General features: G+C 71.1%; 27 protein-coding genes and 1 riboswitch. Of the genes, 14 read left to right on the forward strand and 13 right to left on the reverse strand.

Features of this window, described 5'->3' with window-relative positions:
• Nucleotides 1-2: 2 nt before the first annotated feature.
• Entirely contained in the window at nucleotides 3-668 is a 666-nt protein-coding gene (locus tag KUM49_RS14340; protein WP_217237203.1) for a hypothetical protein, read from the reverse strand.
• Nucleotides 661-1,440 carry a carboxylesterase gene (locus tag KUM49_RS14345; protein WP_217237316.1) on the reverse strand — a complete coding sequence of 260 codons (780 nt, stop codon included), beginning with the start codon at nucleotides 1,438-1,440 and terminating at the stop codon, nucleotides 661-663. The genes KUM49_RS14340 and KUM49_RS14345 overlap by 8 nt, the downstream gene beginning before the upstream one ends.
• Nucleotides 1,441-1,600: 160 nt before the next feature.
• Between KUM49_RS14345 and KUM49_RS14350 the strand changes: the two genes are divergently transcribed.
• The 5 genes from KUM49_RS14350 (at nucleotide 1,601) to KUM49_RS14370 (ending at nucleotide 6,574) form a co-directional block, all read left to right on the forward strand.
• Nucleotides 1,601-2,392, forward strand: a complete 792-nt coding sequence (locus KUM49_RS14350) for a 1-acyl-sn-glycerol-3-phosphate acyltransferase (RefSeq protein ID WP_217237317.1) — start codon at nucleotides 1,601-1,603, stop codon at nucleotides 2,390-2,392.
• Between the two features lie 35 nt (nucleotides 2,393-2,427).
• On the forward strand, nucleotides 2,428-3,654 hold the full coding sequence (macS, locus tag KUM49_RS14355; protein WP_217237204.1) for a MacS family sensor histidine kinase: 1,227 nt from the start codon (nucleotides 2,428-2,430) through the stop codon (nucleotides 3,652-3,654).
• The gene (locus tag KUM49_RS14360) at nucleotides 3,651-4,340 is read left to right on the forward strand and encodes a response regulator transcription factor (RefSeq protein WP_217237205.1); all 690 of its coding nucleotides are present in this window, start codon (nucleotides 3,651-3,653) and stop codon (nucleotides 4,338-4,340) included. Before macS ends, KUM49_RS14360 begins: the two co-directional genes overlap by 4 nt.
• A 138-nt stretch (nucleotides 4,341-4,478) precedes the next feature.
• A complete protein-coding gene (locus KUM49_RS14365) occupies nucleotides 4,479-5,507 on the forward strand; it encodes a 6-phosphofructokinase (RefSeq protein WP_217237206.1) in 1,029 nt (342 codons plus the stop codon).
• A 71-nt stretch (nucleotides 5,508-5,578) separates the two neighbouring features.
• The gene (locus KUM49_RS14370; protein ID WP_217237207.1) at nucleotides 5,579-6,574 is read left to right on the forward strand and encodes a 2-hydroxyacid dehydrogenase; all 996 of its coding nucleotides are present in this window, start codon (nucleotides 5,579-5,581) and stop codon (nucleotides 6,572-6,574) included.
• Here the strand turns inward: KUM49_RS14370 and KUM49_RS14375 are convergent.
• Nucleotides 6,526-8,406 carry an anthranilate synthase family protein gene (locus tag KUM49_RS14375; protein ID WP_217237208.1) on the reverse strand — a complete coding sequence of 627 codons (1,881 nt, stop codon included), beginning with the start codon at nucleotides 8,404-8,406 and terminating at the stop codon, nucleotides 6,526-6,528. The two genes, KUM49_RS14370 and KUM49_RS14375, sit on opposite strands and share 49 nt — an antisense overlap.
• 98 nt (nucleotides 8,407-8,504) lie before the next feature.
• Nucleotides 8,505-8,561, reverse strand: coding sequence for a trp operon leader peptide (locus KUM49_RS50680; RefSeq protein ID WP_073723848.1), 57 nt, complete (start codon nucleotides 8,559-8,561; stop codon nucleotides 8,505-8,507).
• A gap of 96 nt (nucleotides 8,562-8,657) precedes the next feature.
• On the opposite strand from KUM49_RS50680, the gene KUM49_RS14385 reads away from it, so the two are divergent.
• Together KUM49_RS14385 and KUM49_RS14390 are read left to right on the forward strand one after the other, a co-directional pair.
• Complete coding sequence (locus tag KUM49_RS14385) at nucleotides 8,658-10,010, forward strand: class II 3-deoxy-7-phosphoheptulonate synthase (protein ID WP_217237209.1); 1,353 nt, start codon at nucleotides 8,658-8,660, stop codon at nucleotides 10,008-10,010.
• Between the two features lie 135 nt (nucleotides 10,011-10,145).
• Entirely contained in the window at nucleotides 10,146-10,388 is a 243-nt protein-coding gene (locus tag KUM49_RS14390; RefSeq protein ID WP_374200151.1) for a bacterioferritin-associated ferredoxin, read from the forward strand.
• Here KUM49_RS14390 and bfr read toward each other — a convergent pair.
• Nucleotides 10,385-10,864: a bacterioferritin gene (gene bfr, locus KUM49_RS14395; protein WP_217237211.1), complete on the reverse strand. Its 480-nt coding sequence runs from the start codon at nucleotides 10,862-10,864 to the stop codon at nucleotides 10,385-10,387. The two genes, KUM49_RS14390 and bfr, sit on opposite strands and share 4 nt — an antisense overlap.
• Before the next feature lie 175 nt (nucleotides 10,865-11,039).
• On the opposite strand from bfr, the gene KUM49_RS14400 reads away from it, so the two are divergent.
• The gene (locus tag KUM49_RS14400; protein ID WP_217237212.1) at nucleotides 11,040-11,672 is read left to right on the forward strand and encodes a sulfite oxidase-like oxidoreductase; all 633 of its coding nucleotides are present in this window, start codon (nucleotides 11,040-11,042) and stop codon (nucleotides 11,670-11,672) included.
• A 15-nt stretch (nucleotides 11,673-11,687) separates the two neighbouring features.
• Here KUM49_RS14400 and KUM49_RS14405 read toward each other — a convergent pair whose 3' ends face one another.
• From KUM49_RS14405 to thiO, 5 genes are all read right to left on the reverse strand, one after another.
• On the reverse strand, nucleotides 11,688-12,578 hold the full coding sequence (locus KUM49_RS14405; protein ID WP_217237213.1) for a deoxyribonuclease IV: 891 nt from the start codon (nucleotides 12,576-12,578) through the stop codon (nucleotides 11,688-11,690).
• Nucleotides 12,579-12,612: 34 nt separating this feature from the next.
• Nucleotides 12,613-14,553, reverse strand: a complete 1,941-nt coding sequence (pknB, locus tag KUM49_RS14410; RefSeq protein ID WP_217237214.1) for a Stk1 family PASTA domain-containing Ser/Thr kinase — start codon at nucleotides 14,551-14,553, stop codon at nucleotides 12,613-12,615.
• A 139-nt stretch (nucleotides 14,554-14,692) separates the two neighbouring features.
• Nucleotides 14,693-15,487: a thiazole synthase gene (locus tag KUM49_RS14415; RefSeq protein WP_217237215.1), complete on the reverse strand. Its 795-nt coding sequence runs from the start codon at nucleotides 15,485-15,487 to the stop codon at nucleotides 14,693-14,695.
• A 3-nt stretch (nucleotides 15,488-15,490) separates the two neighbouring features.
• A complete protein-coding gene (thiS, locus tag KUM49_RS14420) occupies nucleotides 15,491-15,691 on the reverse strand; it encodes a sulfur carrier protein ThiS (RefSeq protein ID WP_217237216.1) in 201 nt (66 codons plus the stop codon).
• Nucleotides 15,688-16,863 carry a glycine oxidase ThiO gene (gene thiO / locus KUM49_RS14425; RefSeq protein ID WP_217237217.1) on the reverse strand — a complete coding sequence of 392 codons (1,176 nt, stop codon included), beginning with the start codon at nucleotides 16,861-16,863 and terminating at the stop codon, nucleotides 15,688-15,690. Before thiO ends, thiS begins: the two co-directional genes overlap by 4 nt.
• Nucleotides 16,861-16,972: riboswitch (TPP riboswitch) on the reverse strand. It overlaps the preceding gene by 3 nt.
• A gap of 50 nt (nucleotides 16,973-17,022) precedes the next feature.
• Between thiO and KUM49_RS14430 the strand changes: the two genes are divergently transcribed.
• From KUM49_RS14430 to KUM49_RS14455, 6 genes are all read left to right on the forward strand, one after another.
• Nucleotides 17,023-17,373: a hypothetical protein gene (locus KUM49_RS14430; RefSeq protein WP_217237218.1), complete on the forward strand. Its 351-nt coding sequence runs from the start codon at nucleotides 17,023-17,025 to the stop codon at nucleotides 17,371-17,373.
• A gap of 32 nt (nucleotides 17,374-17,405) precedes the next feature.
• Complete coding sequence (locus KUM49_RS14435) at nucleotides 17,406-18,647, forward strand: NAD(P)/FAD-dependent oxidoreductase (RefSeq protein WP_217237219.1); 1,242 nt, start codon at nucleotides 17,406-17,408, stop codon at nucleotides 18,645-18,647.
• Nucleotides 18,648-18,711: 64 nt separating this feature from the next.
• Complete coding sequence (locus KUM49_RS14440; RefSeq protein WP_030051296.1) at nucleotides 18,712-19,083, forward strand: Rv2175c family DNA-binding protein; 372 nt, start codon at nucleotides 18,712-18,714, stop codon at nucleotides 19,081-19,083.
• Nucleotides 19,084-19,286: 203 nt separating this feature from the next.
• Nucleotides 19,287-19,937 (forward strand): thiamine phosphate synthase, encoded by a 651-nt coding sequence (gene thiE, locus KUM49_RS14445; RefSeq protein ID WP_217237220.1) that lies wholly within the window; start codon nucleotides 19,287-19,289, stop codon nucleotides 19,935-19,937.
• A gap of 107 nt (nucleotides 19,938-20,044) precedes the next feature.
• Nucleotides 20,045-20,968 (forward strand): methylenetetrahydrofolate reductase [NAD(P)H], encoded by a 924-nt coding sequence (metF, locus tag KUM49_RS14450; protein WP_217237221.1) that lies wholly within the window; start codon nucleotides 20,045-20,047, stop codon nucleotides 20,966-20,968.
• Nucleotides 20,969-21,024: 56 nt separating this feature from the next.
• Nucleotides 21,025-21,981: a hypothetical protein gene (locus KUM49_RS14455; RefSeq protein ID WP_217237222.1), complete on the forward strand. Its 957-nt coding sequence runs from the start codon at nucleotides 21,025-21,027 to the stop codon at nucleotides 21,979-21,981.
• Between the two features lie 28 nt (nucleotides 21,982-22,009).
• Here the strand turns inward: KUM49_RS14455 and KUM49_RS14460 are convergent, their stop codons facing one another.
• From KUM49_RS14460 to KUM49_RS14470, 3 genes are all read right to left on the reverse strand, one after another.
• Nucleotides 22,010-23,521 (reverse strand): NAD(P)/FAD-dependent oxidoreductase, encoded by a 1,512-nt coding sequence (locus tag KUM49_RS14460; RefSeq protein ID WP_217237223.1) that lies wholly within the window; start codon nucleotides 23,519-23,521, stop codon nucleotides 22,010-22,012.
• 51 nt (nucleotides 23,522-23,572) lie between these two features.
• On the reverse strand, nucleotides 23,573-24,187 hold the full coding sequence (locus KUM49_RS14465; RefSeq protein WP_217237224.1) for a DUF4126 domain-containing protein: 615 nt from the start codon (nucleotides 24,185-24,187) through the stop codon (nucleotides 23,573-23,575).
• Nucleotides 24,188-24,598: 411 nt separating this feature from the next.
• Nucleotides 24,599-25,228: a TetR/AcrR family transcriptional regulator gene (locus tag KUM49_RS14470; RefSeq protein WP_217237225.1), complete on the reverse strand. Its 630-nt coding sequence runs from the start codon at nucleotides 25,226-25,228 to the stop codon at nucleotides 24,599-24,601.
• Nucleotides 25,229-25,241: the final 13 nt, after the last annotated feature.

Genomic DNA, 25,241 nt, shown 5'->3' on the forward strand with positions numbered 1-25,241 from the left:
CACTAGACGACGGCTCCCCGGCCAGGGTCGTCGTTGTCCTCGTCGTCCGGCTGCATGCGCATCACCAGGGTGGCGAAGCCGCCCAGGAAGCCGCCGATGGCGAGCGTGGCGAGCCACCAGGTCATGTCCCAGCCGAGCAGCACGGCCAGCAGGAGCAGGACCGGCCCGCCGAGCACCCCCAGCCAGGCGAACTTCGCGGTGGCGTCGGCGGCGGGCAGCGGCGGCGGCTCCGGCGGTACGAAGTGGCCCTCGTCGTCCTCGCCGGCGTCCTCTTCCTCGGAGGCCGGCTCCGGCATGCTGTAGTCCCGGGGGCCGGCACCGGGGCCGACACCCGGGGCGAAGGCGACGGAGCCGCCCAGCGGCTTCGCGGGCTTGTCCTCCCCGGGCTGCTTGGTCTCCGTGGCCTCCTTGGTGTCCGTGGTCCCTCTGGCCTCTTTGGCCTCTGCGGGGCCGCCGCCGTCGTCGGTCTCGTTCGTCTCGGACTCGAGCAGCGCCAGGTCCTCGACCGATTTGAAGGGCTTGGAGCCCGGCGGGTCCGTCGGCTCGTCGCCGTACCCGGCGACGATGGCCGCCCAGGCGGCCTCCTCGTCGAACGGGACGTGCTGCTCTTCCGGCTCGCGGTCCTCGCGCTCCTCACGGTCCTCGCGATCGGAGTCGTGCTCAGCCACGTGCGGCCGTCCCTTCCTTGCCGATGCTGGATGCCAGGCGGCCGATGAACGCGTAGCTCTCTTCGAAGATCCGGTCCGCCTCGTGGTCCAACGTCGCGACGTGGTAGCTCTGTTCCAGCACGATCTCAGTTACGTCCGTGGACGAGATCCGGCTCAGGACGCGCGCGGAGTCAGCGGCCGGCACCACATGGTCCTGGGCGCTGCGCAGGAGCAACAGCGGCTGGGTGACCTGCGGCAGCTCGCCGTCGACCAGCCGGAAGAAGGTCCGCAGGGAGTGCGCGGCGCGCAGCGGAACCCGGTGGTACCCGAGCTCGACGCTGTTCTCCTTGGCGATGTCGCTGGCGATCCCCTTGGACGTGGGAACGAAGTGGCGGATCACCGGAAGGGCGTGCGCGGCCAGGCCGTGCACCTTGTTGGCAGGGTTGACGGCCACCACACCGCTGACCGCGTCCCCGTGCTTCGCCGCCAGGCGCAGCGCGAGCGCGGCGCCCATGGAGAGGCCGCCGACGAAGACCTGCCCGCACCGCTCACGCAGGGCGCGCAGCTCCCGGTCCACCTCGGCGTACCAGTCCTGCCAGCCGGTGAGCTGCATGTCCTCCCAGCGTGTGCCGTGGCCGGGCAGCAGCGGCAGGGAGACGGTCAGACCGCGCTCGGCGAGATACTCGGCCCAGGGGCGCAGCGACTGGGGCGAACCGGTGAAGCCGTGACAGAGGAGGACCCCCGTTTCTCCGCCCTCGTGGCGGAACGGCTCGGCTCCAGGGAGGACCGGCACCTTCGGTCTCCTGTTCATGAGAAGGGCGTGAACGAGTCCAGGTGAGGTTCACCGTACGCGACCGCACTGACACCGACCAGGGCCGTCGGGCTCATTGACAGTGCTCCGGGTTAAGGTCTGACCGACGGACTCAGGAGGCACTCGGTTGTTGTACGGCACGATGAAGGTCGCCATCGGCGGGCCGCTGAAGGTCGCCTTCAGGCCCTGGGTGGACGGCCTCGAGAACATTCCGGCCGAGGGTCCCGCCATCCTGGCGAGCAACCACCTGTCCTTCTCCGACTCGTTCTTCCTGCCCGCGGTCCTCGACCGCAAGGTCACCTTCATCGCGAAGGCCGAGTACTTCACCACGCCCGGTGTGAAGGGCCGGCTGACGGCCGCCTTCTTCAAGGGCGTCGGCCAGCTCCCCGTGGACCGCTCCGGCGGACGCGGCGCCGGCGAGGCCGCCGTCAAGAGCGGCATCGACGTCCTGGAGCGCGGTGAGCTGTTCGGGATCTACCCCGAGGGCACCCGGTCGCCCGACGGCCGCCTCTACCGGGGCAAGCCCGGCGGCCTCGCGCGCGTGGCGCTCGCCACCGGCGCGCCCGTCATCCCCGTCGCCATGATCGACACCGAGAAGATCCAGCCGCCCGGCAAGGTCGTGCCGAAGCTGATGCGGCCGGGCATCCGCATCGGCAAGCCGCTCGACTTCAGCCGCTACCAGGGCATGGAGCACGACCGTTTCGTGCTCCGCGCGCTGACCGACGAGGTCATGTACGAGATCATGAGGCTCTCCGGCCAGGAGTACGTCGACATGTACGCGACCGCTGCCAAGCGGCAGATCGCGGACGCCGCGAAGGCCCAGAAGGAAGCGGAGAAGGCGGCCAGGGCCGCACTCGCGCAGGCGGTGAAGGAACAGGCCGAGAGGGACAAGGCCGCGCAGGACGACACGGACCAGGAGAAGCCCGAGTCCTAGACGGCGGTCTGGGGGATCGGACGGGGGGTGGGGGAATGGCCAGGCGCGAGAGAGTCATGCGGATGTCGGTCGAGCAGCCGCTGTGGCGTGCGCTCGCCGGCTATCGGGTGCTCACCATGCTGTACGCGGTCGGGTTCTTCGCCACCGCCTACGACGGGTTCGACCGCCCCTGGGTCGCCGTCGCCTACTACTGCGTCCTGTTCGTCTGGACGGTGGCCACCCTGCCCAAGGTCGCGAACGCGGCCAGCTGCACCAAGCGCTTCCTCGCCGCCGACCTGACCATCGCGCTCACCGGCATCCTGCTCACGCCCTTCGCCGACGCCCATGAACGCATCCAGTCGGGCGGTCCGACGCTGCCGTCGATATGGACCGCGGGTTCCGTGCTGGCCTTCGCCATCAAGGGCGGCTGGCGCTGGGCGGCCGCCGCCTCCACCGCGGTCGCCGTCGCCAACCTGATCGAGCGCGGCAGCCCGGCCCGCGATACCGTCCACAACGTGGTCCTGGTCTGGGTCGCCTCCATCGCCATCGGCTACGTCGTCGAGGTCGCCCGCGCCTCCGAGCGCACCCTCGCCCGGGCCCTGGAGATCGAGGCGGCGACGAGGGAACGGGAGCGGCTCGCCCGGGACATCCACGACAGCGTGCTCCAGGTGCTGGCGATGGTGCAGCGGCGCGGCGCCGTCCTCGGCGGCGAGGCGGCCGCGCTGGGCCGGATGGCGGGCGAGCAGGAGGTCGCGCTGCGCACGCTGGTCTCCGGCGGGCTGGTGCCCGTCTCCCGCGTGTCGGAGGACGCGGCCGAGGGGGCGGTCGTACGGGCCGTCGAGGAGCCGGACGACTCCACCGGCCCCGTCGACCTGCGCGCGCTGCTCGCCCCGTTCGCCTCCGCGAGGGTTAACCTCGCCGATCCCGGCGCCGCCGTGCCACTGCCTCCCGCCGCGGCGCGGGAGCTGGCGGCGGCCGTCGGCGCCGCCCTGGACAACGTCCGTGAGCACGTGGGCGAGGACGCGCGCGCGTGGATCCTCGTCGAGGACGAGCCGGACGAGGTCATCGTGACCGTACGGGACGACGGCCCCGGCATCCCCGAAGGCCGGCTGGCGCAGGCCGAGGGGGAGGGGCGGCTCGGTGTGGCCCTGTCGATCCGGGGCCGGCTGCGCGACCTCGGCGGCAGCGCCGAACTGATCTCGGTGCCCGGCCAGGGCACGGAGGTCGAACTGAAGGTACCGAAGGAGAGCAAGTCCTCACGGGGGAAGGCGGACAGACGATGACGGACACCAGCGAGGTGCGGCAGGACCCGATCAGGGTCATGGTGGTCGACGACCATCCGATGTGGCGCGACGCGGTCGCCCGCGACCTGGGCGAGTCGGGCTTCGACGTGGTCGCCACCGCGGGCGACGGCGAACAGGCCGTGCGCCGCGCCAAGGCCGCCGCGCCCGACGTCCTGGTGCTGGACCTGAACCTGCCCGCCAAACCCGGTGTCCAGGTCTGCAAGGAACTCGTGGGCGCCAACCCGGCGTTGCGGGTCCTGGTGCTGTCCGCGAGCGGTGAGCACGCCGACGTCCTGGAGGCGGTGAAGTCCGGCGCCACCGGCTATCTGCTGAAGTCGGCCTCGACGGAGGAACTGCTGGACGCGGTCCGCCGTACGGCCGTCGGCGACCCGGTGTTCACCCCCGGCCTGGCCGGGCTGGTGCTCGGCGAGTACCGGCGCCTGGCCGCCGAACCCGAGCCCGCCCCGGACACCGGCCGGCCGGGGGCACCGCAGCTCACCGACCGCGAGACCGAGGTGCTGCGCCTCGTCGCCAAGGGTCTGAGCTACAAGCAGATCGCCGAACGCCTCGTCATCTCGCACCGCACGGTCCAGAACCACGTCCAGAACACCCTCGGCAAGCTCCAACTGCACAACAGGGTCGAACTGGTGAGGTACGCGATAGAACGCGGACTCGACGACGAGTAGATCAAGCGGCCCGACCGGATCAGTGGTCCCTCAACTCCTGCGCGTCTCGACGGAATTGTCGTTCCCGCCCATCCCCGTGTGACCTGGATCACTACTAGCGTGATCCCCTCAGGCAACCGCGGCGAAGGGAACACTTCCATGCGCGTCGGAGTACTGACCGGAGGCGGCGACTGCCCCGGGCTCAACGCCGTCATCCGGGGCATCGTCCGCAAGGGCGTGCAGGAGTACGGCTACGACTTCGTCGGCTTCCGGGACGGCTGGCGAGGACCCCTCGAGAACCGCACCGTGCGGCTGGACATCCCCGCGGTGCGCGGCATCCTGCCCCGCGGCGGCACCATCCTCGGCTCCTCACGCACCAACCCCCTGAAGCAGGAGGACGGCATCCGCCGCATCAAGGAGAACCTCGCCGAGCAGGAGGTCGGGGCGCTCGTCGTGATCGGCGGCGAGGACACCCTCGGAGTCGCCGCCCGGCTGTCCGACGAGTACGGCGTGCCGTGCGTGGGCGTGCCGAAGACGATCGACAACGACCTGTCCGCCACCGACTACACCTTCGGATTCGACACCGCGGTCGGCATCGCCACGGAGGCGATCGACCGGCTGCACACCACCGCCGAGTCTCACATGCGCGTGCTGGTCTGCGAGGTGATGGGCCGGCACGCGGGCTGGATCGCCCTCCACTCGGGCCTGGCCGGCGGGGCGAACGTCATCCTCATCCCCGAGCAGCGCTTCGACGTCGATCAGGTGTGCGCCTGGGTGACCTCCCGCTTCAAGGCGTCGTACGCCCCGATCGTGGTCGTCGCCGAGGGCGCGATGCCCAAGGACGGCGACATGGTCCTCAAGGACGGATCGCTGGACTCCTTCGGGCATGTGAGGCTGTCCGGCGTCGGCGAGTGGCTGGCGAAGGAGATCGAGCGGCGCACCGGCAAGGAGGCCCGCACCACGGTCCTCGGGCATGTCCAGCGCGGTGGCACGCCCAGCGCCTTCGACCGCTGGCTCGCCACCCGCTTCGGTCTGCACGCCATCGAGGCCGTCCGTGACGGCGACTTCGGCACGATGGTCGCCCTGCGCGGCACCGACATCGTGCGCGTCCCGATCGCGGAGGCGACGGCCCGGCTGAAGACGGTGGACCCCAAGCTGTACGAGGAGGTCGGGGTGTTCTTCGGCTGAGCCCGTCCGGCACCGCAGGCCTGTGGACCGTATATTCGGCCCACAGGCCTTCAGGACGGGAGAAGTCGGACGTGGAGATTCTCGCCTTCGGCGTTCAAGCAGACGAAAGGCCCCTGATCGAGGAAGCCTTCGCGGACCACCACGAGGTCCGCTGCCTGGACGTCTTCGTCAACGAGGACACCGCCCCCATCGCGGCCGGCTACGAGGTGATCTCCACCAGCGTCAACGCCGACCTCGGCCCGCGCGTCCTGGAAGCCCTCGCGGCCGGCGGCACACGGATGATCGCCCAGCGTTCCACCGGCTTCAACAACATCGACCTCAAGGTCGCCGAACGGCTCGGCATGACGGTCGCCCGGGTCTCGTCCTACTCGCCGTACTCGGTCGCCGAGTTCGCCTGGACCCTCGCCATGGCCGTCAACCGCCGTGTCGTCCGCGCCTCCACCCGCACCCGCGACTTCGACTTCCGCCTCGACGGCCTGATGGGCCGCGACATGCACGGCCGCACCGCGGGCGTCCTCGGCACCGGCAGGATCGGCGAGGCGTTCGCCCGGATCGCCCACGGTTTCGGCATGCGGCTGCTGGGGTGGGACATCGCCGAGAACCCCGCCTGCAGGCAACTCGGGATGACCTACGTCTCCAAGGAACGCCTTCTCGCCGAGTCCGACCTGGTCAGCCTGCACGTCCCGCTGACGCCGAAGACCCTCCGTCTCATCGACGGGACCGCCCTGAAGTCGATGAAGGACGACGCGGTCCTGGTGAACTCCAGCCGCGGCGGCCTGGTCGACACCGCTGCCCTCGTCACCGAACTGCGCGCGGGCCGGTTCGCGGGCGTCGGCCTCGACGTCTACGAGGCCGAGGCGGGCCTGTTCTTCCTCGACAAGTCCCTGCACGCCGTCGAGGACGACACCCTGGCCCGCCTCGTCACCTTCCCGAACGTCCTGGTCACGTCCCACCAGGCGTACTACACCGAGGAGGCCGTCGGCCAGATCGTCGACGCCACGGTGCGAAACGTCCTCGACTACCGGGCCGGCCGCCGCTCCGAGAACGTGCTCGTGCCGCGAAGCTGACCCACCAGCTCCCGGACGACCGCCGCCCCGTTCAGCGTGAGCACCGACTCCGGGTGGAACTGCACGCCGGCGAACCCCGGCCCGCGCAGCGCGTGCACCTCGCCGGTGTCGCTTCGGCTCACCTCCACGTCGTGCGCGGACAGTTCGGCGGCGGCCTCGTCGTCGCAGCGCGCCACGAAGCTGTTGTAGAAGCCGACGGTCTCGCGCCGCCCGAACAGGTCGATCTCCGTCTGCGCCCCCTGGTACGGCACTTCCTTGCGGACGATCCCCAGCCCCAGCTCGGCCGCGATCAGCTCGTGCCCGAGGCAGACGCCGAGCACGCCGTGCCGGTTCTCCCGGATCACCTCGGCGGTCAGCGCGCGCAGGAACCGCATCTTGGGGTCGGCGGTGTCGGAGGGGTCGCCCGGGCCGGGGCCCAGGATGACCGGCCCCTCGTGCGCGCGGACCGCCTCCGAAAGGCCGGGCTCGTCATAGCGCCGGACGGTGATCGTCAGACCCGACGAGCGCAGCACATGCGCGAGCATCGCCGTGAAGGTGTCCTCCCCGTCGACGACCAGGGCGTGCCCGGCCAGGTCCTCCGCCCGCTCCTGCATCCGCAGCCAGAACGGCGCCAGCGAGGCCCGGCGCCCGTCCAGCGCGGCCCGCACACGGGGGTCGTCGGCCAGCCGGGGGCGCGTGTTCTCCGCCCGCGGCCTTCCCGGCCGTACGCCGAGCGCCGTCAGCACCCCAGCCGCCTTCGCGTGCGTCTCCGCGACCTCGCCCGCGGGGTCCGAGCCACGCACCAGCGTGGCACCGACCGGCACCCGCAGCCGCCCGGCCGCGTCGATGTCGGCGGTGCGGATGAGGATGGGGGAGTCGAGCGTCTGGGCGCCACCGGAGTCCCGCCCGATCAGCGCCAGCGCGCCCGCGTAGTAGCCCCGCCCGCCGACCTCGTGCCGCTCGATGACCCGGCAGGCGTTCTGCACCGGCGAGCCGGTGACGGTCGCCGCGAACATGGTCTCCTTCAGCACCTCCCGCACGTCCAGCGAGGACTTGCCGCGCAACTCGTACTCGGTGTGCGCGAGGTGCGCCATCTCCTTCAGCCGGGGCCCGATCACCACCCCGCCCATGTCGCCGACCGTGCACATCATCTTGAGTTCCTCGTCGACGACCATCGACAGCTCCTCGATCTCCTTGCCGTCGGCGAGGAAGCCGAGCAGGTGCTCGGGAGTGGGGCCTTCGGCCGGATAGCGGTACGTTCCGCTGATCGGGTTCATGACGACGGTCCCGCCGGACATCCGCACGTGCACCTCGGGACTGGCGCCGACGAGTGTGCGTTCGCCGGTGTGCACGAGGAACGTCCAGTACGCGCCCCGCTCACCCACCAGCAGCCGCCGGAACAGTGCCAGCGCGTCGGCCCTCGTGAACCCAGGGATCGAGCCCTCGTACGTCCGCCGGATCACGAAATTCGCGCCCTCACCGGCGCCGATCTCCTCGCGCAGCACCCGCCCGACGATCTCCGCGTACTCCTCGTCGGCCACGTCGAAGCCGCCGTCCTCGACCCGCACCTCGTGGGTGGGGAGCTGCGCGAGGGCGTCGGCGAGCGGGATCGCGTACGTCTTTTCGGGTGTCAGCACAGACAGGGGCGTCCCGTCGTCGCGGACGTCGAAGCCGCGCTCGCGGATCTGCCGGAAGGGGACGAGCGCCAGGCCCTCTTCGGGGAGGTCGGCGAGACGGTCGTGCGTGGTGACCGGGCCGAGCAGGACCTCGACCGTGTCGTGGTTGTGGCCCGGCGTGCGGCGGCGCAGCAGGGCGAAGGGACGGGGATCGTCCAGGAGGTCAGGCAGGTTCACCGGTCGTGTTCCTTCTCGGAAGGAGAGACGACCTCAGCGCCGGAAAACACCGAAGGCCGCCTCTCGGGCGGCCTTCGCGAAGTCTTGCGTACGCGCAGTCAGTGGGCCGCCGGATGAGCGGTCCACCACCAGGTCTGGGTCGAATGCGCGAACATGCGACGCACCCTACCCCACGCGCACCTGAGCGGGAGCGTGTCTCACCTGTCGAGCCGCACGAAAATCAGTCGACACGACCCCGTAATGTTGAGGGCGTGACCGTGAACGCTAAGACCAGCGCCAGCGCTGGCAACACCTGGCGAGACCTGCCCGCGGCGCAGCAGCCCGAGTACCCCGACACCGAGGCTCTGCGCGCAGTGATCGCGGACCTCGAGTCGTATCCGCCGCTCGTCTTCGCGGGCGAGTGTGACCAGCTGCGCGCCCGGTTGGCGGCCGTCGCCAAGGGAGAGGCGTTCCTCCTCCAGGGCGGCGACTGCGCCGAGGCCTTCGACGCGGTGTCCGCCGACCACATCCGCAACAAGCTCAAGACCCTGCTCCAGATGGGCGCCGTGCTGACGTACGCCGCCTCGGTGCCCGTGGTGAAGGTCGGCCGGATCGCCGGCCAGTACTCCAAGCCGCGCTCCAAGGGCACCGAGACCCGCGACGGCGTGACCCTGCCGACGTACCGCGGCGATTCGGTCAACGGCTTCGACTTCAACGAGGCCGCCCGCATCCCGGACCCCGAGCGCCTGAAGCGGATGTACAACGCCTCCGCCTCGACGCTCAACCTGGTGCGCGCCTTCACCACCGGCGGCTACGCCGACCTGCGCCAGGTGCACGCCTGGAACCAGGACTTCGTGAAGTCGTCCCCGTCCGGTCAGCGCTACGAGCAGCTGGCCCGCGAGATCGACCAGGCGCTGAACTTCATGCACGCCTGCGGGGCCGACCCGGAGGAGTTCAAGACCGTCGAGTTCTACTCCTCGCACGAGGCGCTGCTGCTCGACTACGAGTCGGCGCTCACCCGCGTCGACTCGCGCACCGGACAGCTGTACGACGTCTCGGCGCACATGGTGTGGGTCGGTGAGCGCACCCGGCAGCTGGACCACGCGCACATCGAGTTCGCCTCGCGGATCCGCAACCCGATCGGCATCAAGCTCGGCCCGACGACCACGGCCGAGGAGGCGCTGCAGTACATCGAGCGCCTGGACCCGGACCGCGAGCCGGGCCGGCTGACCTTCATCGTCCGCATGGGCGCCGACAAGGTCCGCGACAAGCTGCCCGAGCTGGTCGAGAAGGTCACCGCCTCCGGCGCGACGGTGGCCTGGATCACCGACCCGATGCACGGCAACACCTACGAGGCGGCCTCCGGCCACAAGACCCGCCGCTTCGACGACGTGCTCGACGAGGTCAAGGGCTTCTTCGAGGTCCACAAGGGCCTGGGCACCCACCCGGGCGGCATCCACGTGGAGCTCACCGGTGACGACGTCACCGAGTGCGTGGGCGGCGGCGACGAGATCTTCGTCGACGACCTGCACCAGCGCTACGAGACGGCCTGCGACCCGCGTCTGAACCGCAGCCAGTCGCTCGACCTGGCGTTCCTCGTCGCGGAGATGTACCGGGACCAGTAGCAGATCATCAGCTGACGCGCCTGTTACAGGTGCACGGAGTGGGGCGTGGATCACATACGATCCGCGCCCCACTCCACTTTTGCGGTCCCCGAGTGACGGGTAAGGTTAGGTTAGCCTTATTGATCTCGGCGGGAGGTGAACCGCGTGTTCGTGTGCAACTGCTTCGGAGTGACCGAAGCGCAGGTCCAGCAGCACGCGGACAACGGCGCCTGCACACCGCGCCAGATAGCATCCGCCTGCAAGGCCGGCACGGACTGCGGATCCTGCGTCCGTCGGATCCAGGCAATCCTCGGCCGCGGCGCGTACCAACGGCGTCAGCCGGCCGACCAGGGCGCGTCGACCCTGACCGGACTCGAAGAGCTCGAAGAGGCGGCCTAGCTCTCCGGCTGCTCGATCAGCTGGGCCAGGTAGAGCGCCTCGCCGAGCTTCTCCAGCAGTTCCAGCTGGGTGTCCAGGTAGTCGATGTGGTGCTCCTCGTCCTCGAGGATCGACTCGAAGATGTTCGCGGACGTGATGTCGCCCTTGTTCCGCATCACCTCGACACCGCGCCTGAGCCGGTCGATCGCCTCGACCTCGATCTGCCGGTCGGCCTCGAACATCTCCTTGACCGTCTGTCCCACGCGGACGTGGAAGAGGCGCTGGTAGTTCGGCAGTCCGTCCAGGAACAGGATCCGGTCGGTGAGCACCTCGGCGTGCTTCATCTCGTCGAACGACTCGGCCCGCGTGTACTTCGCGAGCTTGGTCCAGCCGAAGTTCTCCTGCATCTTCGCGTGCAGGAAGTACTGGTTGATCGCGGTGAGCTCGGCGGTCAGCTGCTCGTTGAGGAATTCGATGACCTCGGGGTCGCCCTGCATTGCAGAGGCTCCTTCCAACCGGGGGGAACTGGCAGGTTGCGCCGCATGATTCCACTGGTGGCGAAGATCGTCCAGTAAGTCTTCACTTAGTAAGTAAGGGCAGGCTTAGTTCGTAATGCCTGATTTGGGTAGGGGTTGGTCATGTGCACTGCCCGGGGTCTGTCAGGATGGAGTCATGGGTCAGCCGGTGGAACGCGAGTCGGGAGAAGCGGCACACTCCGAGCTTCCGCCGGGGCAGCGAATGCAACGCGGCTGGCCGGTCACGCACTACGGTCCGGTCCCCAAGTTCCGGTCCGAGCGCTGGGAGTTCCGGGTCTTCGGCGCCACCGCGGACGGCGAGAAGCACTGCTGGAACCATGAGGAGTTCACGGCCCTGCCGTACACCAGCGTCGTGGGCGATCTGCACTGCGTCACGAAGTTCAGCATGCTCGGTGCCGAGTGGGGCGGCATCCCCGCCCGGACCATCCTGGACATCGCCCCGCCCGCCCCGGCCGTCACCCATGTGATGGTGTGGGCGGAGTACGGGTTCAGCTCGAACCTGCGCCTGTCCGACTTCGCGTCCGAACACGCGATCTTCGCCACCCACAAGGACGGCGAACTGCTGACCGCGGAGCACGGCTTCCCGCTCCGTCTGGTCGTCCCCCATCTGTACGCGTGGAAGGGCCCCAAGTGGGTCCGGGGCGTGGAGTACATGACCGCCGACCGCCGCGGGTTCTGGGAGGAGCGCGGCTACCACAACGTCGGCGACCCCTGGAAGGAACAGCGCTACTCCTACCAGGAGGGACCGGGAGACGGGCCCGAGCTCTGACCCCGGGCCACGGTTTCAGCCGTCCCGCAGTTTCTTCAGGCGCTCCACGTCCGCCGCGTGCCCCTCCTTGCCGCCGGGCGTCTCGATGATCAGCGGTACGCCCTCGGTCGCCGGGTGGGTCATCAGCGCGCGGAACGGGTCCTCGCCGATGTGACCTGCCCCGATGTTCTCGTGCCGGTCCTTGTGCGCGCCAACCACGTCCTTGGAGTCGTTGGCGTGGATCAGCTTCAGCCGGCCCTCGCCGACCGTGTCCACCAGCAGGTCGAGCGTCTGGTGCATGCCGGCCGGCCCGGTCAGGTCGTGCCCGGCCGCGAAGATGTGGCAGGTGTCCAGGCACACGCCCAGTTTCGGATGGGCGTCCAGCGCCTCGAAGTACGGCCCGAAGTCCCAGGTCCGCGAGCACAGCGAGGCACCCTGCCCGGCCGTCGACTCCAGCAACAGGAACGGGTCGTCGTCGTGGGTGAGCTCGTCGAGCAGCGGCAGCAGGTACTCCCGCACCTGCTTCAGCGCCACGGACCGGTCCCGGCCGCCCGTCGCGCTGCCGGTGTGCACGACCACGCCCAGCGCCCCGATGTCCCGCCCGCGCCGCAGTGAGTGCCGCAACGACTCGACGGACCTCTCCGCGGTCGCCTCGGTGTGCGAACCGAAGTTGATCAGGTACGGGGCATGCACGTACGCCGGGATCGACTCGGCCGCGCACGCCTCCCGGAACGCCTCGTCCTGCCGCGGACTGCCGACGGGCGTCGCCCAGCCGCGCGGGTTGGCGACGAAGACCTGCACGGTCTCGGCCTTCAGATCATGGGCGTAGGACAGGCCCACGGAGTGCAGACCGCCGGCCACGGGGACGTGGCCGCCGACGGGGTTGCGCAGCGCGCCGGAGGCGGTGCCGGACTGTTGACTCTTCACACAACAAGGGTGTCATGCGGCCCGGGCCGGACAGTCAGCGGATCGTGATGGTGATCGTCGATCCCTTGGGAGCCGTCTCCCCGCCCGTCACCGACTGGCTCTTCACCGTGTCGCCGAAGAGCCCGAGCAGCCCGCGGTCCTCGTCGACCTCGAATCCGGCCTCCTGCAGCTGCGCCGTGGCGTCCGCCACGCTGTCGCCGACCACGTCCGGGACCTCGATCATCTCCGGGCCCTTGGACAGCGTCAGCGTCACCGTGTCGCCCTCGGCCGCGGTGCTGCCGTTCTGCGGGGTCTGCCGGGCGACCTGGCCCTTGTCGTACTCGGAGGAGTTGATCTCCTTCGCGGAGATCTTCACCTTCAGGCCCGCTTCCTCCAGCTCCGCCTGCGCGTCCGCCAGCGACTCGCCCGTGACGTCCGGTACGTCGATCGGGCTGCCCTTGCTGACGGTGAGCGCGATCGCCGAGCCCGCGCGCCGCTCGGTGCCCTTCTCCGGTTCGGTGGAGATCACGGAGCCCCTGGGGACGTCCTGGCTGAACGCCCGGGAGACCATACCTGGTTCCAGCCCGCTGTCCTTCAGCAGGGACCTCGCCTTGTCCAGCCGGTAGCCCTCCACGTCGGGCACCCGCACCGTCTCGGGGCCGTCGGAGATCCTGAGCGTCACCGAGTCGTTGTCCCGGATCCGGGAGCCCGGCTTCGGGTCGGTACTGATGACGGTGCCGCGCTTCACGCTGTCGCTGTAGGCGTGCTCGACCTTGCCGACGTCCAGACCGGCCTGCTCCAGCCGGTCCCGGGCCTGCGCCTCGGTCTTCGCCAGCAGCGGCGGGACCTGGGTGAACTGGCCGGAGTTGATGTACCAGACGCCCGCACCGACGCCGAGCGTCAGCAGTACGGCGGCCACGATCGCCACGAGCCGGCGCCGCGAGCTGTCACGCCGGCGCGGGGGAAGGGGCGGCGGGCTCTCCAGCCGGCTGGTGCGGTGGAACCCGGCCTCGCCCTCGTCCTCGTTCACCGGCAGCGGGCGCGGCACGGTCAGCGAGCGCGGGATCACGGTCGTACGGTCGGCGGAGACGTCGCGGTGCTCCCGCTCCGACGACAGGGCCTGCGGCGGCACCGCGTCCAGCTGGTCGTCGCTGAGCCCGGCCCGCGCCTCGCGCGCCTGGGCGAGCAGCGCGACCGCGTCGTACGGCCGGATGCCGGGGGTGCGGGCGGTCGCCGACGCGACCAGCTCGTCGAGCTCGTACGGCAGGCCCGGGACGAGGGCCGAGGGCGGCGGGACGTCCTCGTGGAGGTGCTTGTAGAGCACCACGGCGGGAGAGTCCCCGTCGTGCGGCTTCTCGCCGGTCAGCATCTCGTAGAGGACGACACCGCACGCGTACACGTCGACGCGGGGGTCGGCGGCGCCCGGCTGCTCGATCTGCTCGGGGGCGAGGTAGGAGACGGTGCCGAGAACGGCTCCGGTGGTGCTGGTGACGGTGTTCACGGACCGGACGAGCCCGAAGTCGGCGACCTTGACCCGGCCGTCGTCCCCGATCAGCACGTTCTCCGGCTTCATGTCCCGGTGCACGAACCCGGCCCGGTGCGCGGCGCCGAGCGCGGCGAGCACCGGCTCCAGGATGTCCAGGGCGGCGCGCGGCTGCAGCGCCCCGCGGTCGCGTACGACGTCACGCAGGGTGCAGCCGGCGACGTACTCCATGGCGAGGTAGACGTACGACCCGTCGGTGCCCTGGTCGAAGACCTGCACGACGTTCGGGTGCGCGAGCCGGGCGACCGACTTCGCCTCCCGGATGAACCGCTCGACGAAGGTCCCGTCGGCCGCGAGCGCCGGGTGCATCACCTTGAGCGCGAGCACGCGGTCCAGGCGGGTGTCCAGGGCCCGGTAGACCGTGGCCATCCCGCCGACCGCGATCCGCGCGTCCACGCGGTAGCGTCCGTCGAGCACCTGCCCGACCAGCGGGTCCTGAAGGGTCGTATCCACGCAGGTGAGTGTACGAGCCGCGACCGACAGCGCCGCGGGTTCGGCCACGATCGGGGCGGGACTGAAGCGGACCTGTGACGGAGGTCGCACCGGCTTCCGCTCCGGGCGGGCTCCAGGCGAGCCCTGATCGAACCTGTGTTCAGAACGCGGGTCGTTCAGGATCCAGCCGGGCCAGCCCCTGCGCGGGAGACGACGCCTCGGCGAAGTGACGCCGAGGTATCCGGCCCGCCAGCCGGGCCAGCCTCCCCGCTTCGACCGCGTACCTCATGGCGGCGGCCATCAGCTGCGGCTCCTGCGCCCGCGTCACCGCCGAGGCGAGCATCACACCCGCGCACCCCAGCTCCATCGCCAGCGCCGCGTCCGACGCAGTCCCGGCCCCCGCGTCCAGGATCACCGGCACGCGTGCGTGCTCGACGATCAGCTGGAAGTTGTGCGGGTTGCGAATGCCCAGTCCCGATCCGATCGGCGACCCGAGGGGCATGATCGCGGCGCAGCCGACGTCCTCCAGCTTCCGGGCCAGCACCGGATCGTCGTTCGTGTACGGCAGCACCGTGAACCCGTCGTCCACCAGCGTCTCCGCCGCGTCCAGCAACTCGATCGGATCCGGCAGCAGGGTCCGCTCGTCGGCGATGACCTCCAGCTTGATCAGGTCGGTGCCGAGCGCCTCGCGTGCGAGACGGGCGGTGAGGACGGCCTCGCCGGCCGTGTAGCAGCCCGCGGTGTTCGGCAGGACCCGGATGCCCAGCTTCTCCAGCACCGACAGCACCGAGCCGTGCACGTCCGGATTGACCCGCCGCATCGCGACCGTCGTCAGCTCCGTGCCGGAGGTGACCAGGGCCCGCTCCAGCACGTCCAGGCTGGGTGCCCCGCCGGTGCCCATGATCAGGCGGGACGTGAAGGACGTGTCGCCGAGGACAAAGGGATCGTCGGCCATGGGTCAGCCTCCTTGGACGGCGGTGAGGACTTCGACGCGGTCTCCCTCGGAGAGGGACGTGGCGGACCACTGCGCGCGCGGGACGACGGTTTCGTTGAGCGCGGCGGCCACTCCGGAGGGCGCCGCGGTGAGGGACCTGACGAGGACGTCGAGGGCGGTGCCGGGAGCGACCCGCTGTCGCTCGCCGTTGACCGAGATGTTCATGCCGGCTGCTCCGTGAGGACGGTGCTGAAGCGCTTGGGGGTGAAGGGGCGGGCCTCTTCCGGGAGTTCACCGGTGGTCAGGACGTGTGCCATGGCGTCGCCGGTGACCGGCGTGAGCAGCACGCCGTTGCGGTAGTGCCCGGTGGCCAGCAGCAGCCCGTCGAGGCCGGTCGGGCCGAGCAGCGGCGCGTTGTCGGGGGATCCGGGGCGAAGACCGGCCCGCGTCTCCGTCAACGGCAGTTCCGTGATCCCGGGCACCAGCTCGTGCGCGTCGCGCAGCAGCTCGTACACGCCGCCCGCGGTCACCGTCGTGTCCCAGCCCAGCTCCTCGCTGGTCGCGCCGACGACCAGCTCGCCGTTCTCGCGCGGCACCAGGTAGACGTGGCTGCCCCGCACCACGGCCCGCACGGTGCGGCTCAGGAACGGCGCGTACCGCTCGGGCACGGTCAGCCGCAGTACCTGCCCCTTCACGGGCCGTACCGGAGGGAGCAGGTCGTCCGGCACGCCCGCCAGCCGCCCGCTGAGGCTGCCGGCCGCCAGCACCACCTGCCCGGCGCCCAAGGCCACCCCCTCGCGCGTGACGACGCCCGCCGCCCGCTCCCGTACGACCGACAGCCGCTCGGCCCAGGTGCGGTGGAAGACGACCCCGGCCCGCTCGCAGGCCGCCAGCAGTGCCGCCGCGAGCCGCCGCGGGTCGATCTGGTGGTCCCCGTCGACCCGCAGCCCGCCGCGCACGCCCGGCGCGAGCATGGGCTCGAGACGTCGGCACTCCCGCCCGGACAGCCACTCGGAGTCCAGCCCCGACTGCCGCTGCAGCGTGTGCAGTTCCCGCAGGTGGGCGCGGTCGTCGGCGTCCAGTGCGACGGCGAGCGTGCCGCACCGGCGGTAGCCGAGGTCCTGCCCGGTGAGGCCGGTGAGCTCGTCCGTGAAGTCCGGATAACGGCGGGCCGATTCCAGATTGAGGCCGAGCAGGGTCTGCTCGCCGTAGTGCAGTTCCGTGACGGCGGCCAGCATGCCGGCCGCCACCCGGGCGGCCCCGCCGCCCGGTTCGGGGTCCACGACGGCCACGGCGAGACCGCGTTGCGCGGCCCGCCAGGCCGTGACCAGGCCGATGATCCCGCCCCCGACGACCAGGACGTCTGAGGTGTGTGATGAGTCGGACGTACGCGACATGGGCGTCCAGCCCCTCCCTTCGCCGGCATGACCCGGATCAGGTTCGTACGGTCGGAGGCCGCCAGCCTCCCTCTCAGCCCGGTGCGTCCGGGCTCCCGCGTGTGCTTTCGTTGGCCACCCTAGCCAATGCCGTATGTCTCAGTAAGGGAGCCTCCTCCTGTGGCCCGTTCGCTCGACGGCCTCGTCCTCGCCCCTGTCGCCGACCAGGCCCCAGGTCAGGTGGGTATCCGCACCCGGTTCGCGTACCACGAGAAGGACGGTGAGATCTGGGCCGAGTACGCGGGCGGGGACGTCGTACGCGGGTACCTGGTGGGGACACGGGAGGGCGATCTCCTGGACTTCCGGTACGTACAGCTCAAGGAGGACGGGACGACGTCCTCGGGGCACTGCGTGTCCACGGTCGCCGAGCTGTCCGACGGCCGGGTACGGCTGGAGGAGACCTGGGAGTGGGAGTCGCAGCCGGGCAGCGGGACGAGCGTTGTGGAGCAGCTCACTGAGCACGCCCCCTGACTGACGCACAGTCAGCTGACTATGGTGATCAGGTGAGCGAGCAGACGCAGGACCGGGGAACGTCCACGCCACGGCAGGTCGTCGTGGTCGGCGCGGGCATGGCCGGAGTGCAGACGGCGGTCGCCCTGCGGGAGCAGGGCTTCACCGGCACCGTCACGCTGATCGGCGCCGAACCCCACCAGCCGTACGACCGGCCGCCGCTGTCGAAGGCCGTCCTGCTCGGCAAGGCCGAGGACTCCGCCTTCGACGTCGACTTCGAGGCGCTCGGCATCGAACTGCGCCTCGGCCGCGAGGTCCTGGGGGTCCGCCCCGACGCGCACCGCCTGGACACCGCCGAAGGGCCGGTGCCCTACGACGTCCTGGTTCTGGCCACCGGTGCCGAACCGATCCGGCTGCCCGGCGCGGAAGGCGTGCCCGGCGTGCATCTGCTGCGCACCCTGGACGACGCCGAACGGCTGCGCCCGGTCCTCGCCCGGCAGCACGACATCGTGGTCGTCGGCGCGGGCTGGATCGGCGCCGAGTTCGTTACGGCGGCCCGCGAGGCGGGCTGCGCGGTGACGGTCGTGGAGGCGGCCGACCTGCCGCTCGCGGGCGCGCTGCCCGCAGAGGTGGCCGCGCCGATGGCCGCCTGGTACGCCGACGCCGGTGCCACGTTGCGCACCCACGCGCGCGTGCGGAGCGTCGAAGCCGGCGCGGTCCTGCTGGACGACGGCTCCCGGCTGCCCGCGGACGCGGTGGTCGTCGGCATCGGTGCCCGCCCCGCCACGGCCTGGCTGGCCGGCTCCGGCATCGCGCTCGGCACCCACGGCGAGGTCGTCGCCGACGACGGCCTGCGCACCTCGGCGCCGGACGTCTACGCGGTCGGCGACTGCGCCTCCTTCCCTTCGGGGCGCTATGGCGAGCGCCTGCTGGTCCACCACTGGGACAACGCCCTTCAGGGCCCGCGCACGGTCGCCGCGAACATCCTCGGCAAGCCCACCGGCGAGCCGGCGGCCGTCTACGACCCGGTTCCCTACTTCTGGTCCGAGCAGTTCGGGCGCTTCGTCCAGTACGCAGGCCACCACGGGTCCGCCGACACCACCCTGTGGCGCGGCGACCCGTCCGGCCCGGCCTGGACGGTGTGCTGGCTGCGGGAGGGCCGCCTGGTCGCCCTGCTGGCCGTGGGCCGTCCACGGGATTTGGCGCAGGGGCGGAAGCTGATCGAGGCGGGCACGCCCATGGACGCCACGGTGCTGACCGACCCGGCGAGGCCTTTGAAGGCGGCCGCGGCGTAACGCGAAACCCCTGGTCGGGCGGTCCTGGCTTCCGACTGTCAGTGCGGGATGGCAGGCTTGTCCCGTGACCGAGATTGACGCAAAGATCGATGCTCTCGTCCCCGCCTGGCTCACCCTCCCCGACATCGCGGAAATGCTCGATGTCGAGGTGACGCGTGTGCGGCAGCTGGTCAAGGAGGGCCAGCTCATCGCCGTACGCCGTGGTGAGAACCGTGCGCTGCACGTCCCCGCCGCCTTCATCGACGGGGCCGAGCAGAAGGTCGTCAAGGGCCTGACGGGCACCCTGACGCTCCTGCGGGACGACGGCTTCACCGACGAAGAGATGCTCGAGTGGCTCTTCACCCCCGACCCGAGCCTGCCCGGCACCCCCGCGCAGGCCCTCAGTGAGAATCGCGGCACGGAGGTGAAGCGCCGGGCCCAGGCGCTTGCCGTCTGATCCGAGCACGCTGATCCGAACACCGCCCGACGTACGGGCCGTGGCGCGCGAGAGCCACGGTCGTGGTTGACTGCGGCCCGCCATGGCCACAGGCGCGGCCCACCACGGCCCGCGAAGGCCACGGCCGTGGTTCACCACGGCCCGCGGCGGCCCACCGCTTCGGCCTGCGGCCCGTACGCCATCCACCACGGGGGGACCTACGCATGTCCGACACCACCGCCCGCGCCCAGCTCGCCGACGCCCGGCTCTACCTCTGCACGGACGCCCGCAAGCGGCAGGGAGACCTCGCCGAGTTCCTGGACGCCGTCCTGGCCGGCGGGGTCGACATCGTGCAGCTGCGGGACAAGGGCATGGAGGCGGCGGAGGAGCTGGAGCACCTCCAGGTGTTCGCCGAGGCCTGCGCCCGGCACGGCAAGCTCCTCGCGGTCAACGACCGTGCGGACGTGGCCCACGCCGCCGGGGCCGCCGTCCTGCACCTGGGCCAGGGCGATCTGCCGGTACCCGCCGCCCGCGCGATCCTGGGCGATGACGTCCTCGTGGGGCGCTCCACGCACGCCGAGGCCGAGGCCGCCGCGGCCGCCGTCCAGGAGGGCGTGGACTACTTCTGCACCGGTCCGTGCTGGCCGACCCCGACCAAGCCCGGCCGCCATGCCCCCGGCCTCGACCTGGTCCGGTACACCGCCTCCCTCGGCACCGACCGCCCCTGGTTCGCCATCGGCGGCATCGACCTCGGCAACCTCGACGAGGTGCTGGCGGCGGGCGCCCGCCGGGTCGTGGTCGTGCGTGCCGTCACGCAGGCTGACGACCCGGGCGCGGCTGCGGCGGAGTTCGCCAAGCGAGTGCGGCAGGAGTGACGCCCGTCACTGTCCGGAGTGTCCGAAGGGTGGACAACAAATCGACAAAACGGGCAAATTTCCGGGATCTGGTTGGGGGACCGCCTCCCCCTGACTAACCTGCCGGTATGGCCCTCGGCACCGCATCCACCAGGTCGGACCACGCCCGCACCGTGCGTGACATGCTCGCGACCGGCAAAACGACGTACTCGTTCGAGTTCTACGCCCCGAAGACTCCGAAGGGCGAGCGGAACCTGTGGAACGCGCTGCGCCGGGTCGAGGCCGTGGCGCCCGACTTCGTCTCCGTGACCTACGGCGCGGGCGGTTCCACCCGCGCCGGCACGGTCAAGGCGACCGAGGCGATCGCCTCCAACACCACGCTCACCCCGATCGCCCATCTCACCGCGGTCGACCACTCGGTGGCCGACCTGCGCAACATCATCGGGCAGTACGCCGACGCCGGGATCCGCAACATGCTGGCGCTGCGCGGCGACCCGCCCGGCGACCCGATGGGCGACTGGGTGCCGCACCCCCGGGGCCTGGCCTACGCCGCCGAACTCGTCGAACTGATCAAGGCGTCCGGCGACTTCTGTGTGGGCGTCGCGGCCTTCCCCGCGATGCACCCGCGCTCGGCCGACTGGGACGCCGACGTCCGGCACTTCGTCGACAAGTGCCGCGCGGGCGCGGACTACGCGATCACGCAGATGTTCTTCCACCCGGAGGACTATCTGCGGCTGCGGGACAAGGTCGCGGCCGCCGGCTGCGAGACGCCGATCATCCCCGAGGTCATGCCGATCGCGAGTGTGAAGTCCTTGGACCGAGTGCCGTCCCTCACCAACGCTGCCTTCCCGCCCGCCCTGAAAGAGCGAATCCTCACAGCAAAAGACGATCCGGCCGCTGTACGCTCCATTGGCATCGACTACGCCACGGAGTTCTGCGCCCGGCTGCTGGCCGAGGGAGTGCCCGGTCTGCACTTCATCACGCTCAACAACTCCACGGCGACGCTGGAAATCTACGAAAACCTGGGCCTGCACCACCCACCGAAGGCCTAGACCGGTCGCACCGGTTTACGACACACTGCGTAGCGGCCACTGGGAGAGGGGCGTACATGGGCTGGACGGTCCTCTACATCGCGTTCGGCGTCGTCGCGTTGTGGCTGCTGGGCGAGGTGCTACTGCAGTACAAGGCGCGCCTGCGCTGGCGGTTGCTCGCCTTCGGCGGCTTCCTCGGCGTCGTGCTCGGCGTCCTGATTCCCTCCGTCGTCGTCATCGGCCTGGGCGCCGTCGCCTTCGCGGTCGGCCAGACGTACGTCACCCTCTCGTTCCGCCGCGGCTTCGCGTCCGGCTGGGCGGTCAGCCGCCCGGGTGCCGACGGCAGCAAGCGACGCCGCGGCAAGGCCGAACACCAGGACCCGACGCTGGAGGTCACCGACCTCGAGGCGGCCGAGGCCGGCTTCGGCGGCGGCGCCAAGTACGGCCAGGACACGGGCGCCTACGGCCACGACGACTACGACCGCGACGACGTGTTCTCGCCCGCGCGCCCCGTCAACCCCACGGCCGCCGAGAGCACCGCCGTGTACGAGCCGCAGCCGCTGCCCGACGACACCGGCTCGTACGGCATATACGGCAACTCCGGGTACGCGGCCCCCGCCGACCCCTCGTACGCCACCGGGGACCAGACCCAGGACCAGTACGCGGCAACCGCCCAGGCCTACGGGTACGAGGGCTACTCCGGCTACGACCAGCAGCAGTACGGCTACGACGCGGCCGGACAGCAGCAGTACGCGGCCTACTCCGACCCCTACATCGGCACGCAGACGTACGGCGGCGGCTCGTACGACGCCTCCTACGGCGGTCAGCAGCAGTACGACCAGCAGGGCTACGGCCAGGACCAGTACGGCAACGGCACGTACGCCGGTGAGACGCCGGCCGGCGGGGTGTGGGTGCCGCAGCAGCGCAGCACCGACGACCCCTACGGCGGCGACCTCCCGCCCGAGCAGCCGTATCCCAACCAGGGCAACGGCCAGGCGCAGGGCAACGGCTACGACGAGCACTACCGGTTCTGAACCGCCGCTCGGCCAGGTTGCCGGGTGTTCATCGAGAACCCCGGAACTCCGGCCCCTCCACGACCAGTCCGGCGACCAGCGCGCCCGACATACCGGCGTGCGGAAGACCGCCGCCCGGATGCGACCAGCCACCGACGGCGAACAGGCCCGGTATCGCCGTGCTGTTGGACGGGTGCAGCAGAGTCCCCGCGGCCGAGGCCAGGGCAGGCGCGGGCACGCCACCGCCCTCGGCACCCGTCTCCTCGCGTGTGTGCACGGGCGTCCGCACCTCGCGCCACAGCATCCGCTCGCGCAGCCCCGGGATCGCCCGCTCCGCGGCTGCGACCATACGGTCGGCGAAGGCGTCGGCGGCACCGGCCGCGGTCCAGTCGTAGCGCGTCAGTGACGGCACCGTCGACGTGAGCACCACGGACTCGTGCGCGTCATCGGGGCGCAGGGCCGGATCGTCCGGGCGGTCGATGCGGACGGTCGGCTGCTCGGGCGGCACGCCGTGCGCGAGGAACTCCAGTTCACTCTCCGAGTCCGGGCTGTGCACGACGGTGCGGTGCGCGGCATCCGTGGGCCGGGCGCCGCGCAGCGCCAGGCAGACGACGACCCGGCCGGCGGCCATGCCCTCGGGGTGGGGCTCGACGGCCTGCGCGTCGTACAGCGCACGGCCCCGCACCAGACCGGCCAGCCGCCAGGGCCCGGTGCCGACGACGGTGTCCGCCTCCGCGACCGTGCCGTCAGCGAGTTCCACGCCCGCCGCCCGGCCGTCCTTGTCCAGCACCCCGGTGATCTCGGCGCCGAAGACGAACTCGACCCTCCTGGCCACGCACCGCTCGTACAATGCGCGCGCCAACTCCCGCATCCCGCCGCGGACATACCAGGTGCCGAAGGCGTGCTCCATGTACGGCAGCACGGAGGCGCCGGCCGGAGCGTCGTTCGGGTCCAGGCCGTAGGTGAGGGCGTAGTGGTCCAGGAGGGCGGCGAGCCGGGCGTCGCGCAGCTCCCAGGCGCCGATCTCGGCGAGTGTGCCGGCCCGGCGGGTGCGCAGCAGCCGCTTGTGCGGAACCGCCGGATAGGGCTCGCGCTCGGCCAGCACCGACCAGTTCGGCCACAGCGGCTCCTCCAGGAGCGGCCTGCGTGTCCGGTCCCAGGCCTCGCGTGCCCGGACCAGGAAGTCGCCCCAGCGTTGTCCGGCGCCCGACCCGAGCGCCTCGTCCAGCGCCGCGACGACGCCCGCGCGCGAGGCGTTGGGCAGCGACACCCGGGTGCCGTCCGCGAAGAGGTGGTGCGAGGACGGGTCGACCTGGACCAGTTCGACGCAGGACTCCAGCGGCTCCTTGCCGGTCTTGACGAACAGGTCGCGGTAGACCGCGGGCAGGGGGAGGAGCCCCGGGCCCGTGTCGAAGGAGAAGCCGTCGCGCTCGAAGCGGCGCACCGCTCCGCCGTACGTCTCCGTACGCTCGTACACCGTCACCCGGTGGCCCGCGACGGCCAGCCGGGCAGCGGCCGCCATCGCGCCCATCCCGGCGCCGATCACCGCAATCCGTGCCATGCCTGCGACTTTATCGGCCGCCACCGACAACCCGGTCACGGCCACCGGCCCTCAGGGCGGGGGCCGTCCCGTCCGTGAGGCCAGCCGTCTCTCCTCACGTCGCTGGGCCCTGCGCCGCAGGAACCGGCGGATGCGTGAGACCAGGAGGAAGAGCACGCCGAGACCTGCGACCAGCAGCACGCCCGCGATGATCGCCGCCGCCTCCGGATGGAACATCGCGAAGGTGACGATCCCGGCGACCCCGAGATCCTCGGCCAGGCTCACGATCACGTTGCTGAAGGGCTCCGGCGAGGTGTTGACCGCCATCCGCGTCCCGGCCTTGACCGCGTGGCTGGCCAGCGCCGTCGAACCGCCGACCAGACCCGCCGTCACATCGGAGAGCGAACCGCTCTGTCCGGCCAGCAGCGCCCCGACCCAGGCACCGGCGACCGGCCGGATCACGGTGTGTGCCGCGTCCCAGGCCGAGTCGACGTACGGAATCTTGTCGGCGACCGCCTCGCACAGGAACAGGACGCCGGCCGCGATGAGGATCTCGGGGCGCTGAAGGCTCTCCGGGACGTCGTCGCTCAGCCCTGTCGCGCCGAACACGCCCAGCAGCAGCACCACGGCGTACGCGTTGACGCCGCTGGCCCAGCCGCTCGTGAACACCAAGGGGAGTACGGACACGGACGCGATCGTAACCAGTCGGCGACAGCGGGGCCTGAGGCTGAGTGCGCAGGGCTGAGTATCCGTACTCAGCCGGTGAGATGAGTACGCGCACGGATGGGGCGCGACCTGCGTGAACGGCAGAGTGGAGACACGGAGAAGGGGCAAGGCTCCGGCACCGGCGACACGGGGCGCCGGAACGGAGCCGCCCCCCCATCCGCTCCTTCCGCCGGCCGGTGTCGGCGGGAGCGAGACTCGGGGGAACCCGGGGGAACGACCGTACGGGGGAACGGGGGAGTACGGGGGAGCAGGAGAAGGCGCCGGTTCGAGGTGGCCCGCGGGGGACGCGGCCACATCGGACCGGCGCTTTCGTGTGTCAGCGTCGGCAGTGCGGGGCGGCCTTCGAGTTCGGCCTTGCGGGGCCGGCCGTCTTCAGCCGCGCCCGCTGACCCGCCCCTGAAGCAGCCGGGACAGCGCCGAGTGCACGTCGTCCAGGGTCCGTTCCGGCTGGAAGGACTGCCAGTCCAGGGCGGCCACCAGGACCATGCCGACCAGCGCGGCCGCGGTCAGCTGCACGTCGATCTCGTCGCTGAACTCGCCGTTGTCCACGCCCTCGCGCAGCACGCCCTCCACGACCGCGACGGCCTCCTGCCGGACCACCATCAACGTGGACTGCCAGGCCCGGTTGGTCCGCCACAGCTCCGCCACGTACAGCTGCGTAAAGGACGGGTAGGTCTGGATGAAGACGAGCCCCGCGCGGATCATCGCGTCCAGGGCGTCGACCTTGCTGCCGCCCTGTCGTGCCGTCTGCTCGGCCGCCTCGCGCAGGGAGGCACTGAGGAGCTGTACGCCGTGCCGCAGCAGCTCCTCGAAGAGGACGGACTTGCTCGCGAAGTTGTAGTAGACCGTGCCCTTCGCGACCCCTGCCCGCTCGGCGATCTCGTCCACCGTGGTGGCGGAGAAACCCTGCTCGGCGATGAGCGTGACGGCCGCTTCGTAGAGCTTCTGCCGAGTGGCCTCGCGGCGCGTGCTGACACTCGACGTGGTGCTGCTGCTTTCCATGGTCCTGATTGTC

Source organism: Streptomyces sp. AC555_RSS877, assembly GCF_019049245.1.
In the GTDB taxonomy this organism is placed as follows: Bacteria; Actinomycetota; Actinomycetes; order Streptomycetales; family Streptomycetaceae; genus Streptomyces.

Coding starts and splice junctions, on each gene's coding strand:
- thiO (WP_217237217.1), bottom strand. CDS start 16,863: ATGTCGCGTACGTCCGACTCATCACACACCTCAGACGTCCTGGTCGTC.
- thiE (WP_217237220.1), top strand. CDS start 19,287: ATGTCCGACACCACCGCCCGCGCCCAGCTCGCCGACGCCCGGCTCTAC.
- KUM49_RS14470 (WP_217237225.1), bottom strand. CDS start 25,228: ATGGAAAGCAGCAGCACCACGTCGAGTGTCAGCACGCGCCGCGAGGCC.
- metF (WP_217237221.1), top strand. CDS start 20,045: ATGGCCCTCGGCACCGCATCCACCAGGTCGGACCACGCCCGCACCGTG.
- KUM49_RS14350 (WP_217237317.1), top strand. CDS start 1,601: ATGAAGGTCGCCATCGGCGGGCCGCTGAAGGTCGCCTTCAGGCCCTGG.
- KUM49_RS14400 (WP_217237212.1), top strand. CDS start 11,040: ATGGGTCAGCCGGTGGAACGCGAGTCGGGAGAAGCGGCACACTCCGAG.
- KUM49_RS14460 (WP_217237223.1), bottom strand. CDS start 23,521: ATGGCACGGATTGCGGTGATCGGCGCCGGGATGGGCGCGATGGCGGCC.
- macS (WP_217237204.1), top strand. CDS start 2,428: ATGGCCAGGCGCGAGAGAGTCATGCGGATGTCGGTCGAGCAGCCGCTG.
- thiS (WP_217237216.1), bottom strand. CDS start 15,691: ATGAACATCTCGGTCAACGGCGAGCGACAGCGGGTCGCTCCCGGCACC.
- KUM49_RS14455 (WP_217237222.1), top strand. CDS start 21,025: ATGGGCTGGACGGTCCTCTACATCGCGTTCGGCGTCGTCGCGTTGTGG.
- KUM49_RS14360 (WP_217237205.1), top strand. CDS start 3,651: ATGACGGACACCAGCGAGGTGCGGCAGGACCCGATCAGGGTCATGGTG.
- KUM49_RS14415 (WP_217237215.1), bottom strand. CDS start 15,487: ATGGCCGACGATCCCTTTGTCCTCGGCGACACGTCCTTCACGTCCCGC.
- KUM49_RS14365 (WP_217237206.1), top strand. CDS start 4,479: ATGCGCGTCGGAGTACTGACCGGAGGCGGCGACTGCCCCGGGCTCAAC.
- bfr (WP_217237211.1), bottom strand. CDS start 10,864: ATGCAGGGCGACCCCGAGGTCATCGAATTCCTCAACGAGCAGCTGACC.